The organism is Halobellus sp. EA9 (assembly GCF_051195055.1).
In the GTDB taxonomy this organism is placed as follows: Archaea; Halobacteriota; Halobacteria; order Halobacteriales; family Haloferacaceae; genus Haloquadratum; species Haloquadratum rubicundus.
The window spans coordinates 72737-87939 of the sequence record NZ_JBNTJW010000004.1 but is presented as its reverse complement, the minus strand read 5'-3'; the positions used below and the strand labels follow the sequence as shown (position 1 = coordinate 87939).

19 protein-coding genes and 1 tRNA gene are annotated in these 15203 nt (G+C 70.3%); 7 read left to right on the top strand and 13 right to left on the bottom strand.

Annotation, left to right across the window (positions count from 1 at the left end):
- Positions 1 to 40: 40 nt before the first annotated feature.
- Both mdh and ACQUQ0_RS06595 read right to left on the bottom strand, forming a co-directional pair.
- On the bottom strand, positions 41 to 955 hold the full coding sequence (gene mdh / locus ACQUQ0_RS06600) for a malate dehydrogenase (protein WP_435183943.1): 915 nt from the start codon (positions 953 to 955) through the stop codon (positions 41 to 43).
- Between the two features lie 290 nt (positions 956 to 1245).
- Positions 1246 to 1319: transfer RNA gene (locus ACQUQ0_RS06595), tRNA-Arg, on the bottom strand.
- A 121-nt stretch (positions 1320 to 1440) separates the two neighbouring features.
- Between ACQUQ0_RS06595 and ACQUQ0_RS06590 the strand changes: the two genes are divergently transcribed.
- Together ACQUQ0_RS06590 and ACQUQ0_RS06585 are read left to right on the top strand one after the other, a co-directional pair.
- On the top strand, positions 1441 to 2040 hold the full coding sequence (locus ACQUQ0_RS06590; RefSeq protein ID WP_435183942.1) for an AAA family ATPase: 600 nt from the start codon (positions 1441 to 1443) through the stop codon (positions 2038 to 2040).
- Entirely contained in the window at positions 2037 to 2459 is a 423-nt protein-coding gene (locus ACQUQ0_RS06585; protein ID WP_435183940.1) for an RNA-binding domain-containing protein, read from the top strand. Before ACQUQ0_RS06590 ends, ACQUQ0_RS06585 begins: the two co-directional genes overlap by 4 nt.
- A gap of 27 nt (positions 2460 to 2486) precedes the next feature.
- On the opposite strand, the gene ACQUQ0_RS06580 is transcribed toward ACQUQ0_RS06585, so the two are convergent.
- The 4 genes from ACQUQ0_RS06580 to ACQUQ0_RS06565 all read right to left on the bottom strand — a co-directional run bounded on the left by ACQUQ0_RS06580 (position 2487) and on the right by ACQUQ0_RS06565 (position 6219).
- Complete coding sequence (locus ACQUQ0_RS06580; RefSeq protein WP_435183939.1) at positions 2487 to 3518, bottom strand: nucleoside recognition protein; 1032 nt, start codon at positions 3516 to 3518, stop codon at positions 2487 to 2489.
- 82 nt (positions 3519 to 3600) lie between these two features.
- Positions 3601 to 4158, bottom strand: a complete 558-nt coding sequence (locus ACQUQ0_RS06575; protein WP_435183937.1) for a magnesium transporter — start codon at positions 4156 to 4158, stop codon at positions 3601 to 3603.
- Positions 4159 to 4740: a magnesium transporter gene (locus ACQUQ0_RS06570; protein WP_435183935.1), complete on the bottom strand. Its 582-nt coding sequence runs from the start codon at positions 4738 to 4740 to the stop codon at positions 4159 to 4161.
- Between the two features lie 69 nt (positions 4741 to 4809).
- On the bottom strand, positions 4810 to 6219 hold the full coding sequence (locus tag ACQUQ0_RS06565; RefSeq protein ID WP_372386676.1) for a signal recognition particle protein Srp54: 1410 nt from the start codon (positions 6217 to 6219) through the stop codon (positions 4810 to 4812).
- A 64-nt stretch (positions 6220 to 6283) separates the two neighbouring features.
- Between ACQUQ0_RS06565 and ACQUQ0_RS06560 the strand changes: the two genes are divergently transcribed.
- The 3 genes from ACQUQ0_RS06560 to ACQUQ0_RS06550 all read left to right on the top strand — a co-directional run bounded on the left by ACQUQ0_RS06560 (position 6284) and on the right by ACQUQ0_RS06550 (position 8206).
- A complete protein-coding gene (locus ACQUQ0_RS06560; RefSeq protein WP_435183932.1) occupies positions 6284 to 6898 on the top strand; it encodes a LysE family translocator in 615 nt (204 codons plus the stop codon).
- A gap of 274 nt (positions 6899 to 7172) precedes the next feature.
- Positions 7173 to 7817, top strand: a complete 645-nt coding sequence (locus ACQUQ0_RS06555; protein ID WP_435183930.1) for a GNAT family N-acetyltransferase — start codon at positions 7173 to 7175, stop codon at positions 7815 to 7817.
- Positions 7818 to 7948: 131 nt separating this feature from the next.
- Positions 7949 to 8206 (top strand): hypothetical protein, encoded by a 258-nt coding sequence (locus ACQUQ0_RS06550; RefSeq protein WP_435183928.1) that lies wholly within the window; start codon positions 7949 to 7951, stop codon positions 8204 to 8206.
- An 8-nt stretch (positions 8207 to 8214) separates the two neighbouring features.
- On the opposite strand, the gene ftsY is transcribed toward ACQUQ0_RS06550, so the two are convergent.
- From ftsY to ACQUQ0_RS06520, 6 genes are all read right to left on the bottom strand, one after another.
- On the bottom strand, positions 8215 to 9366 hold the full coding sequence (ftsY, locus tag ACQUQ0_RS06545) for a signal recognition particle-docking protein FtsY (protein ID WP_435183927.1): 1152 nt from the start codon (positions 9364 to 9366) through the stop codon (positions 8215 to 8217).
- 83 nt (positions 9367 to 9449) lie between these two features.
- Positions 9450 to 9911: a prefoldin subunit alpha gene (gene pfdA, locus ACQUQ0_RS06540; RefSeq protein WP_435183925.1), complete on the bottom strand. Its 462-nt coding sequence runs from the start codon at positions 9909 to 9911 to the stop codon at positions 9450 to 9452.
- Positions 9908 to 10093, bottom strand: a complete 186-nt coding sequence (gene rpl18a, locus ACQUQ0_RS06535; RefSeq protein WP_435183923.1) for a 50S ribosomal protein L18Ae — start codon at positions 10091 to 10093, stop codon at positions 9908 to 9910. Before rpl18a ends, pfdA begins: the two co-directional genes overlap by 4 nt.
- A 118-nt stretch (positions 10094 to 10211) precedes the next feature.
- On the bottom strand, positions 10212 to 10877 hold the full coding sequence (locus ACQUQ0_RS06530) for a translation initiation factor IF-6 (protein WP_435183921.1): 666 nt from the start codon (positions 10875 to 10877) through the stop codon (positions 10212 to 10214).
- A gap of 1 nt (position 10878) precedes the next feature.
- Positions 10879 to 11157 (bottom strand): 50S ribosomal protein L31e, encoded by a 279-nt coding sequence (locus tag ACQUQ0_RS06525; protein ID WP_435183919.1) that lies wholly within the window; start codon positions 11155 to 11157, stop codon positions 10879 to 10881.
- Between the two features lie 2 nt (positions 11158 to 11159).
- A complete protein-coding gene (locus ACQUQ0_RS06520; RefSeq protein WP_049985609.1) occupies positions 11160 to 11312 on the bottom strand; it encodes a 50S ribosomal protein L39e in 153 nt (50 codons plus the stop codon).
- A gap of 158 nt (positions 11313 to 11470) precedes the next feature.
- Here ACQUQ0_RS06520 and ACQUQ0_RS06515 point away from each other — a divergent pair, with 158 nt between their 5' ends.
- Positions 11471 to 12403 (top strand): DMT family transporter, encoded by a 933-nt coding sequence (locus tag ACQUQ0_RS06515; protein ID WP_435183917.1) that lies wholly within the window; start codon positions 11471 to 11473, stop codon positions 12401 to 12403.
- A gap of 31 nt (positions 12404 to 12434) precedes the next feature.
- On the opposite strand, the gene thpR is transcribed toward ACQUQ0_RS06515, so the two are convergent.
- Positions 12435 to 12995: an RNA 2',3'-cyclic phosphodiesterase gene (gene thpR, locus ACQUQ0_RS06510; protein ID WP_435183915.1), complete on the bottom strand. Its 561-nt coding sequence runs from the start codon at positions 12993 to 12995 to the stop codon at positions 12435 to 12437.
- A gap of 133 nt (positions 12996 to 13128) precedes the next feature.
- On the opposite strand from thpR, the gene ACQUQ0_RS06505 reads away from it, so the two are divergent.
- Positions 13129 to 15120, top strand: coding sequence for an acetate--CoA ligase (locus tag ACQUQ0_RS06505; protein ID WP_435183914.1), 1992 nt, complete (start codon positions 13129 to 13131; stop codon positions 15118 to 15120).
- The last annotated feature ends 83 nt before the right edge of the window (positions 15121 to 15203 follow it).

The window sequence follows — 15203 nt, the reverse complement described above, 5'->3', positions numbered from 1 at the left end:
CGGCGATCGCAGGGGAGAAAACGCGGGTCCGCTGACGCGCTTACGCGATCTTGTCGTACTGATCGCTGAGCTTCTCGGCGGCGTCGTCCATCAGGTCGGCCTCGTAGTCGTCGAGGTCCCACTCGACGACCTCCTCGACGCCGTCGGCGCCGAGTTTGACCGGGACGCCGAAGGCGGTGTCCTCGTAGCCGTATTCGCCGTCGAGGACGATCGAGCCGGGGAGCACCGCGCCGGTGTCGCGGAGGATCGCCTCGACCGTGTGGGTGACGCCCGTGGCGGGTCCCCACTGGGTCGCACCCTTGCGCTCGATGACATCCATCGCCGACTTCTGGAGGTCGCCGAGGATCTCCTCGCGCTCGTCGGCGGCGAAGTCGGGGTCGGCGCCGTCGACGCGCACCTTGGAGAAGACCGGGACCTGGGCGTCGCCGTGCTCGCCGAGGATCGTCGCCTCGACGTTCTTCACGGGCACGTCGAAGCGCTGGCTGAGCACGTAGCGGAAGCGCGCGGAGTCGAGGCGGCCGCCGAAGCCGATCACCTTGTGGCGGTCGCGGTCGCCCGACTCGTAGAGGTGGCGGTTCAGCAGGTCGACGGGGTTCGAGGTCGTGACCGAGACGAAGTCGTCGGTGTGCTCGGCGAGCGACGAGCCGATGTCGTCCATAATCGGCGCGTTGTCGCCCGCGAGGTCGATCCGCGTCTGGCCGGGCTGGCGCGGGATGCCTGCGGTGATGACGACGACGTCCGAGCCCGCGGTGTCCTCGTAGGTGCCCTGGACGACCTCGGTGTTGGAGTCGTAGGCGATCCCGTGGTTCGCGTCCGCGGCCTGTCCGACGGTCTCGTCTTCCTTGTCGGGGATGTCGACGAAGACCAGTTCGTCCACGACGTCGCGCAGCGCGAGGTTGTACCCGGCGGCGGCGCCGACCGTCCCGGCGGCGCCGACGATGCTGACTTTCGTCATATCGGATGAGAAAGGAGTCGGAATTCGATTAAACGCTTCGGAAGCGGGCTCGGCTCCCGTTCGCCCCCAGATTCGAATCCCTTGCGGTGCGTTTCGACACGTCTCGCTTCGCTCGGCGGTTCTCGCGGCGCGACGGGACTCCCGAGAGCGAAGCGATCGGGAGTACGTCGCGCGAGTGAAATCTCCGATTTCACGAGCGCGACGGGATTCGAACCACGGTCGCTCGCTCCGTTCGCTCCCTGATTCGAATCCCGCGCGCTGGTTCGCTCGTCACTTCGTTCCTCGCTGCACGAGCGCGACGGGATTCGAACCCGCGACCATCGGATTAGAAGTCCGACGCTCTGTCCGACTGAGCTACGCGCCCTCGTCGGAAGGCAGTCGGCGGGCAGTAAAAAGGAATGTGGAAGCCGCGTGGAGACTGCCGCCCGGAGCGGAGCGCGCGGGGAGCGGAACGCGTAAGGTCCGCAGCCGAGAACCGTCGCGTAATGAAGGTCATCGGCACCGTCGGACTGCCCGGGAGCGGCAAGGGCGAGGCCGCCGCCGTCGCCCGCGAGGCCGGCGTCCCGGTCGTCACGATGGGCGACGTGATCCGGAAGGCCTGCCGCGAGCGCGGATTCGACCCCGCAGAGCACCACGGCGAGATGGCGAAGACGCTCCGCGAGGAGGACGGCCCCGCTGCCATCGCCGAGCGGTCGCTCCCGATGATCGAGTCCGAACTGGAAGACGGCGACGTCGTCCTCGTCGACGGCCTCCGCTCGGACGTCGAACTCGACCGCTTCCGCGAGGCGTTCGGCGACGACTTCCTCCTCGTGAGCGTCGAAGCGCCGTTCGAGACCCGCGCGGACCGCCTGCTCGAACGCGGCCGCGACGACACCGACCTCGACCGCGAGGCCCTCCGCGAGCGCGAGGAGCGCGAACTCGGCTTCGGGATGGGCGAGGTGATGGACCGCGCGGACGTCGTCGTCCGGAACACGGACTCCCTGGAAGCGTTCCGCGAGCGGGTCCGCGCGATCCTCGACGAGGACCTCGACCGGATCGGCGACGACGACTACGTCCAGGTCCGAACGGCGGGTGGTGCGCCGTGATCTACCGCGTCGAGGCCCGGATCGTCGCCCCCGTGCGCGACACCGAGGTGACAGCCCGCGTCGAGGACGCGGTGCGGAATCTGTTCCCGAACGTCGAGTTCGAACATCGGGACAAGGAGCTCGTCGGCGCGACCCACTCGCTGGAGCGCTTCTCCGAGCGGCTGCACGAACAGGAGATCCTCGACACCGCCAGGCGGGAGTTCGCAAAGCGCGCCGACGAGGAGGGCTTTTCCTTCTCGCTGAAGAAGCAGGCCGCGTTCAAGGGCACGATCAACTTCGCCGTCGGCAACCCCGACGAACTCGGCGACATCGAGGTCCACGTCACCGTCCACGAGCCCGACGTCGACGCCTACATCGACCACGTCGCGCCGCCGACCGAGGAAGGAAAACCGATCGACCTCGACGAGGGAGAGCGGTAATTCGGTCCGCGATCGTCGATCCCTGCCTCAGACCGGCACGAGCAACACGGCCAGCGCTGCGGCGATGAAGACGATCTTCAGCGCCGTGTTGACGACGATCACCTTCGACCCGAACGCCGGCCCCCAGATCCCGTACTGGAACGGGATCGAGCGCTTGAACGTCGAGACCGCGAAGGAGACGATCCCGCCGAGAAGCATCGTCGCGACCGCGGTCCGCGGCGTGAACGTCCCGCCGATCATCGGCGCGATGGTCGCCGCGCCGGCGGTGGTGTCGAACGCGAACACGGCGATCACCGGCAGCGACGCCCCCGGAAGCCCCAGCAGTGCGGTCAGCGGCTCGGCGACGCCCGTGACCGCGCGGAGGTCCTGCGTGCGGACCAGAAGCGTCACGACGACGTAGACGAGCGCGAGCCGCGGGACGATCCGTTTGAGCTTCGGCCAGGTCTTCTCGGCCGCGGTGCGGACCACCGCCGCGGGCGACTCCTCGTCGCCTCCGTCGTCGATATCGGCGTCAGGATCCGACCCGTCGTCCGGCGTCTCGACGCCGCCGTCGACCGCCGCAGTCTCGGGCCGGTCGTCTGCGGAGCCGCGCGAGAGCAACACGGCGCCCGCGAGGACGCCCGCGATCGTGATCCCGAGCGCGATCGCGGCGCGGGCGCCGACGTAGAGCAGGCCCACTTCCAGCCCGAGAATCGGGATCAACACCGGCGCGTAGAAGGTGAAGATGTGCTGGACGAAGCCGAAGAAGGTGTTCATCGTCACCGCGATCAGCGTCTCGGCGTCGTTCAGCCGGCCGGACTCGCGGAAGTCCGCGAGCATCCCGTAGCCGGCGGTCGTCGAGGCCGCGGTCGTGACGATCGCGGTCCCGACCTCGTCGGGGAGGTTCGCGGGCCGGGTGAGGTACTTCGAGAACGCCGCGATCTTCTCGACGAGCCCGAAGCCGACGGCGACGTTCGCGAGGAAGACGCCGACCCCGATGAACACCGCGATGCGGGCGACACGCGGCGCTACCTCGACGAGCACCGGCCAGACGGCGTCGAGGGCTCCCGGCAGTTGCACGCGTTCGTCTCGGACGTCCGCGGACTAATCGGCGTCGGTTGCGGCACGGCGTTCGGCCCGACGGTCGGCTCAGCAGCTGGCGTCACAGCAGCAGTTGCACCGTCGCGAACAGCACCACCACGCCGAGCACGTCGCAGGTGTTCGTCACGATCGGGATCACCACGTCGTCGGGGTCGAGCCGGAAGCGGTAGGCGACGTACGTCACCGCCAGGGTCACCGCGATCGCCAGGACGGCCAGCGCGATCCCCGAGGTCAGCGAGATCGCGACGACCGTCTCGGGCGCCAGCCGGACGCCGCTGGCCAGCGCGGTGAGCCCCCAGGCGCCGATCCCGACGACGGGGAAGATCGAGACCGCGAGCGCCAGCGTCGCGACCGCGTTGCCGGCGAGGCTCTCGTCGCGCGGATCGAACGAGAGCGTCCCGAGGTGGAACGCCGTCGAGAGCCGGGCCGCGAGGATGCTCCCGAGGTTGCCGGCGGTCCCGATCGTGACGGGCACGAGCGCGAGCAGCGTCGGGTATTCGAGCAACTGCGCCTCGAAGCTCCCGAGCACGAGCCCGCTCCCGACCTCGACGAGCGTCAGGACGAGGAGCACGGGCAGCATCGCCCGCGAGATCGCGCGGACGGTCCACTCGGTCGACACTCAGACCACCTCCGCGAGGCGGAGCACCAGCCTGACCGCCGCGAGCAAGAAGAACACGCCGAAGACGTCGCCGGTGGTCGTCACGAGCGGCCCCACGAGCGTGTCGGGGTCGCGGCCGCGGCGGTAGCCGGCGAAGACCGCGGTGACGACGACGGCCGAGAGCGCGACGCCCGAGAGCAGGCCCGCAACGAGCGCGATGGCGACGAGCGTCGGGAGCGACGCGACCGGCCTGCCGAGCGCCGTGAGGATCGCGAAGACCGCGACGGCGGCGAACGCCGACGCGAGCAGGCCGTTCGCGAGCGCGGCCGCGACCGCCGACCGGAGCCGCTCGTCGCCGCCGCGGACCCGGGGTTCGACGAGGCCCTGGTGGAGCGCCGTCGAGATCCGCGCGCCGAGCGAGCCGTAGACGTTCCCGCGGGTGGCTAGGAGCGCCGGGACCAAGACTAAAAGTCCGGAGACGTCGCGGAGTTCGGCGCGCATCCCGCTGAGCACGACGCCCGCGATCAGTCCGCCGACGAGGCTCGCGGCGAGCGCCGGAAGCGCCTCGCGGTAGGCCTCTCGCGCGACGTCCCGGACGGTCATACGAGAGACGAGAACGCGAGGGGTAAAAAATCGGACGCGTCGGGCGCGCGGTCGGGGTCCGTCCGCCGATCAGTCGCCGAACGGGCCGAGGCCGCCGCCCCCGCCGCCGAGGCCGCCCATTCCGCCGCCACCGCCCTGGTTCTGGAGCTTCTTCATCATTCGCTGCATGTCGCCATCGCCCATCCCCTGGAACTGCTGGATGGTCTGTTCCATCATCTTGTGCTGTTCGAGCAGTTCCCGGACGGTCTCTTCGTCCTTGCCCGACCCCTGGGCAATCCGGCGGACGCGGGAGGCGCCGATCGAGCGCGGGTTCTCCAGTTCGTCGTCGGTCATCGAGTCCATGATGACGTCGAAGGCGCGCATCCGGTCCTGGGTGACGTCCATCGCGTCGTCCGGGAGCTGGTCCTTGAAGCCGCCGCCCAGTCCGGGGATCATATCGAGCACCTGATCGAGGGGCCCCATCCGGTTCATCGCCTCCATCTGCTTTTGCATGTCCTTGAGGGTGAACGATCCCTCCATGATGTCCTCGGGGTCCCAGTCGTCGTCTTCCTCCTGGGTCTCGGCCATCGCGCGCTCGACGCGCTCGGAGAGCTGCTTGAGGTCGCCCATCCCCAGGAGCCGGGAAATGAAGCCGTTGGGCTCGAAGCGCTCGATGTCCTGGACGGTCTCGCCCGTCCCGAGGAAGGCGATCGAGGAGCCGGTCTCGTTGACGGCGGTCAGCGCGCCGCCACCCTTCGCCGTCCCGTCGAGCTTGGTGACGACGACGCCGTCGATGCCGATCGAGGAGTCGAACTCGCGGGCCTGCTCCTTGGCGCCCTGGCCGATCGCGGCGTCCAGGACGAGGAGCGAGCGGTCGGGGTCGACGACCGACTCGATCTCCTCGATCTCGTCGATGAGGTCGTCTTCGAGCGCGTGGCGGCCGGCGGTGTCGACGATGTGGACGTCCGCCTCTTCGGTCGCTTCGAGGCCCTCGCGGGCGATCGTCACCGGGTCCGACTCGTCGGGGTCGCCGTAGAACGACACCTCGGCGCGCTCGCACATCTGTTTGGCCTGGTCGTAGGCGCCGGGCCGGAAGGTGTCGGTCTGGATGACCGCGGGGCGGAGCCCCTTCTTCGAGAACCACCACGCCATCTTGGCGGCGCTCGTGGTCTTGCCGGACCCCTGGAGGCCGGCGAGCAGGATCGTCTGGGACTCCAGGGGGAGATCCGTCGACTCGCCGACGAGGTCGACCAGTTCCTCGTAGACGATCTTGAGGACGTGGTCCCGCGCCGACGTCCCGCCCGGGGGCTCTTCTTCGAGTGCCCGCTCTTCGATCGACGAGGACAGGTCCATCACGAGATCGACTTCGACGTCCGCAGAGAGCAGCGAGCGCTGGATCTCCTTGACGATCTCCTCGACGTCCTCCTCGTCGAGGCGGGACTTCCCCTGCAGTTTATCCAGACTGGAGCGCAGGGAACTCCCGAGATTATCGAGTACCATTACCCCTCTCTACGCCGCCGCCCGGGTAAAGGCTTTTTCTGCGGGCGCGACCGAATCCGAGCCGATGGCGCTCTTTCCCGAGCTCCCCACCTTCCTCGCGTTTTGCGCCGCCGCGGTCGCGCTCATCCTCACGCCGGGGCCCGACACGATGTACGTCCTCACCCGCGGGATCCAGAGCCGCGCCGCGGGCGTCCGCTCCGCGCTCGGCATCTCGACCGGCGTCCTCTTTCACATCGCGGTGGCGACGCTCGGGCTGGCGGCGCTCCTCCGCGCCGCGCCCGTCGCGTACCGCGCGGTGAAGTACGCCGGCGCGGTGTACCTCGTCTACCTCGGCGTGCAGGCCATCCGAAACGACGAATTCGGCTCCGCCGACGCCGCGGCCGAGCCGGCGGCCGGGAGCTTCCGACGGGGCGTCCTCGTCAACGCCCTGAATCCGAAAGTGGCGCTGTTCTTCCTCGCGTTCCTCCCCGGATTCGCGGGCTCGGGACCCGACTCCCCGGTTCGGATGCTGCTCCTCGGGGCGACGTACGCCGCGCTGACCGCCGTCTACCTCGGCGGCGTCGCGGTCGCGTCCGGCCGCGTCGGCGCGCTCCTGTCGTCGTCGACGACGACCGCCCGGCTCTCGTGGCTCGGCGGGGGCGCGATGATCGCGCTCGGCGCCGCGCTGGCGGTCGAGTGACGTTCTCTCCGCGCGGGCGGACGTTCGCACGGGCGCGTCGCCTCCGACGCGTCCGAAGGTATTCGAAGTAAGATACATGTCCCCAAGGGACGTACTCCTCTGCAATGACCGACGTTCGAGTCCACGCCCGGGGCCGCGACCTCCCAGCGGGCCCGCCGTCGCCAGCGACAGCGGGCCGCGGCGGCCCCGCCTCGTGCTCCCGAGGCGCTCCCGGAGCGGGACGGCGCGGGTCCGGGGAGGCCCACCCGCGGTGCGGTGACGGAGGCGACGGGCTATGACCGACACCGACCCCGACGACACCGGCCCCAGCGACTCCGGCGCTGACCCTGAGACCGAGACCGACACCGAGTGTCGCTACTGGAATCCGTCGGAGTGTACCGGGACGGCGATGTGTCCGCCGCGGTGCCCCCGCTTCGTCGACGGCGAGGCGGTCCCGCTGCTCGTGCGCCCCTACGAGGAGGCCGACTTCGACGCGCTCGTGGAGATGTACGAAGACATCGACGCGACGAACCGGACGATGGGGCTGCCGCCGGGGAGTCGGACCAGGATCGAGGAGTGGCTGATCAGGCTCACCGATGAGGGCTGGAATCTGGTCGCCGACGACGACGGCCGGATCGTCGGCCACGTCGGCGTCGTCCCGGCCGGGACCGACGAGCCCCAGTTCGTGATCTTCGTCCACGACGACTACCAGAACCGCGGGGTCGGTTCCGAACTGATCCGGCACCTCATCGCGTACGCCGAGGACCGGGGCCACGACGCGCTCCGACTCGACGTCGCCAAGGGAAACCGCCGCGCCATCTCCGTCTACCGCAACGTCGACTTCGAGGTCACAGAGCGGACCCAGTCGAACCTCTCGATGCACCTCTCGCTGGACGAACCGATCGCCGAGGAGGTCCAGCGGCCGCCCGCCGAGCGGTGAGCGCCGCCGGGCCCGCGGTCGCAGTCGCCGCCGCGGACCCGTCTCTCCGTGCCTCCGTTCCGTTCGAGGGGATGCCGGACTGGAGTATATCATATACATTTATTATGTTATCGAGCGTACACGGGGTGATTATGACAGAATCGATCAGACTCAACAGAATCGGCACGGTCTTCTCGGGGCTCTCCTTCCCGCTCTCGCCGTCGCAGGCGGCCCGCGAGTGCGGCGACGTGACCGTGTGGCTGGCCGACGGATCGGTCACCGTCGACGAGGTGCTTCGGGACTCCCACACCGACCGCTTCGCCTCCAGCGAGGACCTCGAACTGGAGTTCCTGAGTCTTCTCCCCCGGTCGGCCGTCGGCGAGCCGTTCCAGTCCGACGGGGACGCGTAGGCGCCCGACTACGACCCCTCGCCCACCAGGCGCTCGACCATCCGCTCGGGGTCGAACCGTTCGAGGTCGTCGTACCCCTGGCCCGTTCCCAGAAAGAGGATGGGCTTTCCGGTGACGTACGCGATGGAGATGGCCGCGCCGCCGTTCCAGTCGGCGTCGGCCTTCGTGAGGACGGCGCCGTCGATCTCAGCGGCGTCGTTGAACTTCTTGGCGCGCTCGACGGCGTCCTGGCCCGCGACCGCCTCGTCGACGAACAGCGTCATGTCGGGGTCGACGACGCGGTCGATCTTCTCCAACTGCGCCATCAGGTCGTTGGAAGTGTGGAGCCGCCCGGCCGTGTCGCCGAGGACGACGTCGACGTCGTGGGCCTCGGCGTACTCGACGGCGTCGTAGAGCACCGCCGCGGGGTCGCCGCCCTGCTCGTGGGTGATGAGCTTCTGATCGAGGTTGTCGGCGTGCTTTCGGATCTGCTCGTTCGCGCCGGCGCGGTAGGTGTCGCCGTTCGCCATCACGACCGACAGCCCCCGGTCTTCGAGGTAGCGCGCGAGCTTCGCGATGCTCGTGGTCTTGCCGACGCCGTTGACGCCGGTGAAGACGATGGTCACGGGCTTTTCGGCCGACCGGACCCGCTCGTCGAAGTCGAACTGGCCGACGCTGATCACCTCGTAGAGGGCGTCGTGGAGGGCCTCCTCGACGAGTTCGCCCGTCGTCTGGACCTGGGCGCGGGTCTCTCCGACCATCTTCTCGCGGACGGTGTCGAGGATCTCCTCGGCGACGTTCATCTCGACGTCGCTCTCCAAGAGCGCCATCTCCAGCTCCCAGAGGGGGTCTTCGAGGTCGCCTTCCTCGATGATGACCTTCCCCGTGGCGAAGGCGGCGGCGCGCTGGAGCCGGCCGGGGCCGGCGTCCTCCTCGCGCTCTTCGTCGAGCGCGGCGGCCGCCTCCTCGGACGCGAGGCCCGCCCCGTCGGTCGGTTCGGACTCGGAGGCCGTCTCGGCGTCGGCGTCGGTCGCCTCGCCGCTGTCGGCCGCGACGTCCGCGTCTGCCTCGATCTCGTCGACCGCGGCCGCGGTCTCGTCGGCCTCGGCCTGCTTCTCCTCGGCGGTCTCCTTGACGTCCTCGCGGAAACTGTTGAGTTTGTTCTTCAGTCCGTCGAACATAGTGATCTACCGCGTGTATCTCGTCTGTCGCCGCGCCGACCCGGGGGGCCCGGCTTCGGGCCCGAACTCGGCGCTGGGGGCGCTTACTCGTCGTCGCCGCTCTGCTGCTGCATCTGCTGCATCTGCTGCTGCTGCTGCATCTGCTGTTGCATCTGCTGGGCCTGCTGTTCGAGCTCGTCGCTCTCGCTTTCGAGCTCGGCGATGTCCTCCTGGACCTCGTCGATGCGGTCGTCGAGCGCGTCGCGCTTGGTTTCGAGCGCCTCGACGGCGTCGTCGGCGGGCTGTTCGGCCGCGAAGTCGGCGCCGAGATCGACGATGATCTCGTCGATGTCCTGGACCTCCGCGCGGACGTACGCGCCGCCGCCGAGGGGGACCTGGACGGTCGAGCCCGTCTCCAGCGACCCAATCGCCTCGATCGCCTCGTCGATCTCGGTCTGTTCGGTCTGGAGCTCTTCGACCTGGGACTCCAGTTCCTCGATCTCCTCGTCGATCGCCTGCAGCTCCTGGGAGAGCTGCTGGAGTTGCTGCTGGCCGCCGCCCATCATGCTGTGGCCTCCTCTGCGACGCCGTCGATCTCGATCTGGGTCCGCTTCAGGCCGTGCTGGCTCCCGATGTTCGCGTAGACGCGCTCGCGAGCGACGTCCTCGTTGGGCGCGTCGACGACCGTGTTGAACTCGCTGAACCCGTCGCGGCTCTGGAACCGGCCGCTCACTACGTACTGACTCATACCCTTGGATTCCCGAGCGAGCGGGAAGTATCTTCCTACTCGGGCTTTCGGGCGGGAGGGAAAAATCGGCCGCGAACGCGCCTCGCGGACGGAATCCGCGCGGCGGGAGAAAAGCGCGCTACTCCAGGTAGCCGAGCGCGTCCTCGATCCGGCTCAGCTCCGGCCCGGTCGTGTCCTCGCCGGCGACGTAGCCGGCGGCGTTGCAGACGAGCCCCGAGCCGACCAGCGGCGCGCCGTAGTTCACCGTCCCGATGTCCGCGCGGACGTCGAGGTGCTCCTCTAGGGCCTCCAGTTCGGGCTCTCGGGACTTGGGGTGACAGAGCGCGCCCTCGTTCGTCGCGACGGCGGCGGTCCCGACGGTCTGGACGTCCGCGAGGTTCCCGCGCTCGACGGGCACCTCCAGGACCTCCTCGACGGTCCCGACGGCCGCGTCCGAGAGGTCGGGGTGGACGTACGCGCCGTAGTCGTTCGCGAGGACGACGTTGCCGACCGCGTTGATCTGCCCCGCGAGCTCGGCGACGGGGACCCCCGCCGCCGACTCGATCGCCTCCCGCTCGCGCTCTGTCGCCTGGCTCGTCACGAGGATCCCGTTCTCGTTGCCGACCGCGAGCGCGCCGACGGTGCCGGAGCCGCCGACCGTGGTGGCCACTGCCGGGACCGAGAGCTCGTCGGTCATCGCGTCGACGACGTCGTCGTCGGCGTCCGAACGGACGATGAGGACGTGATCCGTCGCGCGGGCGAAGACGCCGACGTACGGCGACCCGGCGAAGGAGGCGCGGAGCACGCTATTCGGCCGGCTCCGCCTCGACGATGGACTCGCCGTCCTCGTCGAACCGGGCGGCGCGAACCCGGAGCTTGCTCGGGGGCTTTTGGTTCCCCCGGGCCCACACCGTCTCGTTGAGCGAGGGGTCCAGGCGGACGGCGCCCTCGTCGACCGAGAAGTGCTGTGCGAGGTGCTCGCGGATCAGGGACATCGCCTTGCCCGCGCGTGCGTGGGCGGGTTCGGCCTTGACGTCCCGGAGCGGTACCGTGATGACGCGTTCCTCGAAGTCGCTGGCGCTCATCCTTACTCGTCCGTGTCGCTTCGCCGCCAGTTGCGGCGCTTGGGGTTGCGCGTGACTTCCATGTCCGTCTTCATCATCACCCAGGCGGGAACGCGCGTGTTCTGACGCTCCAGCTTGGCCAGGCGCTTCTTCTTGGCCTTGGACTTCTTGCTCATAGTGCTCGCCTCTATCCCCGGACCGCATAAAATCTTGTTCCTTCGCCGCCGGGGCGTGCGAGCGCCTCTCAGCCCCGCACCGTCGGCGACGCGTCCGCCCGCGGAGATCACAGAACGGATTCGAGCCATTCAACTCCGCCCCCCGCCTCCGCGGCGGTATGCGTCGCCGCACGATCCTCGCGTTCCTCCTCGTGGCCGCGGTCTGGGGGACCGCCTTCCCCGTGACGAAAGTCGCCCTCGCGTCGATTCCGCCGGCGCTGCTCGCCGCGGTGCGCTTCGACGTCGCGGCCGCGCTCCTCTTCGCGCTCGCCGCCTGGCGCGGGGACCGCCTCCGACCCGCCGGCGCGGAGTGGCGCCCCATCGCCGCCGGCGGCGTCCTCCTCGTCGGCGTCCACCACGCGCTCCTGTTCGCCGGCCAGCTCTACGTCACGAGCGCCGTCGCCGCCGTCCTGCTCGGGCTGATCCCCGTCGTCACGCCCGCGCTGACCCGCCTCACCGCCGCCCGCGAGCGGCTCTCGCCCGTCTCCCTCGTCGGCGTCCTCCTCGGCTTCGCCGGCGTCGTCACGATCGCGGACCCCGATCCGACGGCGCTGGCGGGCGCGGACCTCCTCGGCGTGGGGCTCGTCTTCGCCTCCGCGCTCGCGTTCGCGCTCGGGGCGGTCCTCACCCACGACGCCCCCACGACGATGCCGACTGTCGCCGAGCAGGCCTGGATGATGCTCGTCGGCGCCGCGGTCCTCCACGCGACGAGCGCGGCCCTCCCCTGGGAGTCCCTCGGCGACGCGGTCTGGACGCCCGCCGCCGTCGCGTCGCTCCTCTACCTGGCGGTCGTCGCGGGCGCGGGCGGCTTCGCGCTGTACTTCTGGCTCCTCCGGCGCGTCGGGCCGATCGAGGTGAGCCTCCTCGAATACGTGATCCCGACGTTCGCCGCGCTCGCGGGCTGGCTCGCGCTCGGCGAGTCGCTCGCGCCGACCACCGTCGCCGGCTTCGCGGTCATCTTCGCGGGGTTCGTCCTGGTCAAGCGGGCGGCCATCCGTGCGGAACTGCGGCGGTGGCGCGACCGGCTCGATCCCGATCCCACCGCCGACTGATTCGCTGTCCCCCGCCGCGCCCGCCTCCCGCCTACAGCGGGAACGACGCGACCGTCTCGTACTCCGGCCCGTCGTCGCGGAGGGTACTCTCCGTCAGTCGGATCTCCTCGACGGTGACCGCGCCAAGGTCGGGGTCGGCGTCGCGGACGACGTCCTGGACGAGCGCCTTCCCGCGCGCGTCGTCCATCCGCGCGAGCGTCACGTGCGGCGTGAAGTCGTGGTCGTCGGCCTCGAAGCCGAGCGCCGTGAGCTCGTCTTCGACCGCGGCGGCCAGCCGGGTCGTCTCCGCGGCACCCCCATCCTCGCGGACGCCGGCCCAGACGACGCTGATGTAGTCCATCGCGGGGAACACGCCGAAGCCCCCGACGCGGAGCTCGAAGGGCTCGACGCCGGCGCCGTCGATGGCGCGGTCGAGCGCGGCCTCGATCTCGTCGCGCCGCCCCGGGTCGACCTCGCCGAGGAAGAAGAGCGTCAGGTGCGCCTGTTCGGGATCGACGAACCGGAGCCCCTCGGCGCCGGCGAACCGCTCTTGGGCCGCCGCGACCGCGTCGGCCAGCCGGTCCGGGAGGTCGATGCTGACGAAGAGTCGCATATCGGGGGGCACGTCCGCCGGCGGTGAAAAGGCGACGGGACGCGCGGTCGGCGCCGCCGCGAGCGCCGGACGTCCCCGCGGTTCCCGCCGCGAGCGGGAGGCTTATGCCCGTACCGGCACCGACGATGAGACGATGACAGGAGAGGGCTCGGGTCGGCCCCAACTGGGGGGCGAGCGCATCCCGCCGCCGGAGTGGTTCCGCCGGCAGGCCACCGTGTCCGATCCCGACGTGTACGACGCGTTCGAGTCCGAGTGGCCCGACTGCTGGCGCCGGGCGGGCGACCTGCTCTCGTGGGACGACGACCCCGAGACGGTCTTCCGCGGCGGCGAGACGCCGCCCTTCGAGTGGTTCCCCGACGGTCGTCTGAACGCCTCCTACAACTGCGTCGACCGGCACCTCGACGAGCGAAAGAACCAACGGGCGCTCGTCTGGGAGGGCCCGCTCGGCGACGCCCGGAGCTACACCTACCTCGAACTCCACCGCGAGGTCAACGAGTTCGCCGCGGCCCTCCGGGACCTGGGCGTCGGCGAGGACGACGTGGTCACGCTGTACCTCCCGATGGTGCCCGAGCTCCCCGTCGCGATGCTCGCGTGCGCGCGCCTGGGCGCGATCCACAACGTCGTCTTCGCGGGCTTCTCCGCGGACGCCCTGGCCGAGCGGATGGCCCGCGCGGACTCGGCGTACCTCGTCACCTGCGACGGCTACTACCGCCGCGGCGACGCCATCGCCCAGAAGAACAAGGCCGACAACGCGCGGCTCGCGCTGGGCCACGACGTCGAGGTCGTGGTGCTCGACCACCTCGGCCAGGGCGTCCACCTCGGCCCGGGCTACCACGACTACGGCGACCTCGTCGCCGACCACGCGGGCGCGGAAGTCGACCCCGTCGCCCGCGACGCCGCCGACCCGCTCTTCCGCATCTACACCTCGGGGACGACCGGCGAGCCGCGGGGCGTCACCCACACGACGGGCGGGTACCTCGCGCACGTCGCCTGGACCGCGCGCTCGGTGCTGGACATCCGCCCGGAGGACACCCACTGGTGCTCGGCGGACATCGGGTGGATCACGGGCCACTCCTACATCGTCTACGGGCCGCTCGCGCTCGGCACGACCACGGTCCTCTACGGCGGCACCGCCGACCACCCCGAGAAGGACCGCCTCTGGGAGCTGGTCGACCGCCACGCCGTCGACGTGTTCTACACGGCGCCGACGGCGATCCGGGCGTTCATGAAGTGGGGGAAAGACCACCCCGCCCGCCACGACCTCTCCAGCCTCCGACTCCTGGGCACGGTCGGCGAGCCCATCGACGAGCCGACCTGGCGGTGGTACCGCGAGCACATCGGCGGCGGCGAGTGCCCCGTCGTCGACACGTGGTGGCAGACCGAGACCGGCGCGATCCTCGTCTCGACGCTCCCCGGCGTCGACCCGATGAAGCCCGGCTCGGCGGGCCGGCCGCTCCCGGGAATCGGTGCGGCCGTCGTCGACGCCGGCGGCGAGTCCGTCGAGCCCGGCGAGTCCGGCGAGCTCGTGCTCACCCGGCCCTGGCCGGGGATGCCGCGGGCGCTCGCGAACGGGACCGGCTGGGGCGCGCGCGACGGCCGACGGACGGCGGCCGACGCCGACTCGTCCGACTCGGTCGCTCCCTCGGAGTCGCCCGACGCCGGTCCCTGGCGGTACCATCCCGAGGACGGCGCCGTCGCGGACGCAGAGGGCTATCTCACGTTCCTCGGCCGGATCGACGAGGCGGTCAACGTCGCCGGGCGGCGCTTCAGCACGATGGAACTGGAGTCCACCATCGTCGGCGTCGAGGGCGTCGCCGAGGCCGCCGTCGTCGGCGCCGACGACGAGTCGACCGGCACCGCCATCTACGCGTACGTCGCCCCCGAGCGCGACGCCCCGCAGGCCGACCTCCGACAGCGCATCCGCGACGCCGTCGAGGACGCCATCGGCGCAGTCGCGATCCCGGCGGCGGTCGTCTTCACCCCCGACCTCCCCAAGACCCGCTCGGGGAAGGTGATGCGGCGGCTGCTCCGCGCCGTCGCCAACGACGAGGACCTGGGCGACACCTCCGCGCTCCGCAACCCCGAGATCCTCGGCGAACTCCGGTCGCGGACCCACGACAAGTAGTTTCGGAGGAAAATCGAATTCCGAAACGGCTTTTCGCTGGGATGCAGCCCTGAACGTTCGTTACGGGGAACGTGATCGCTACT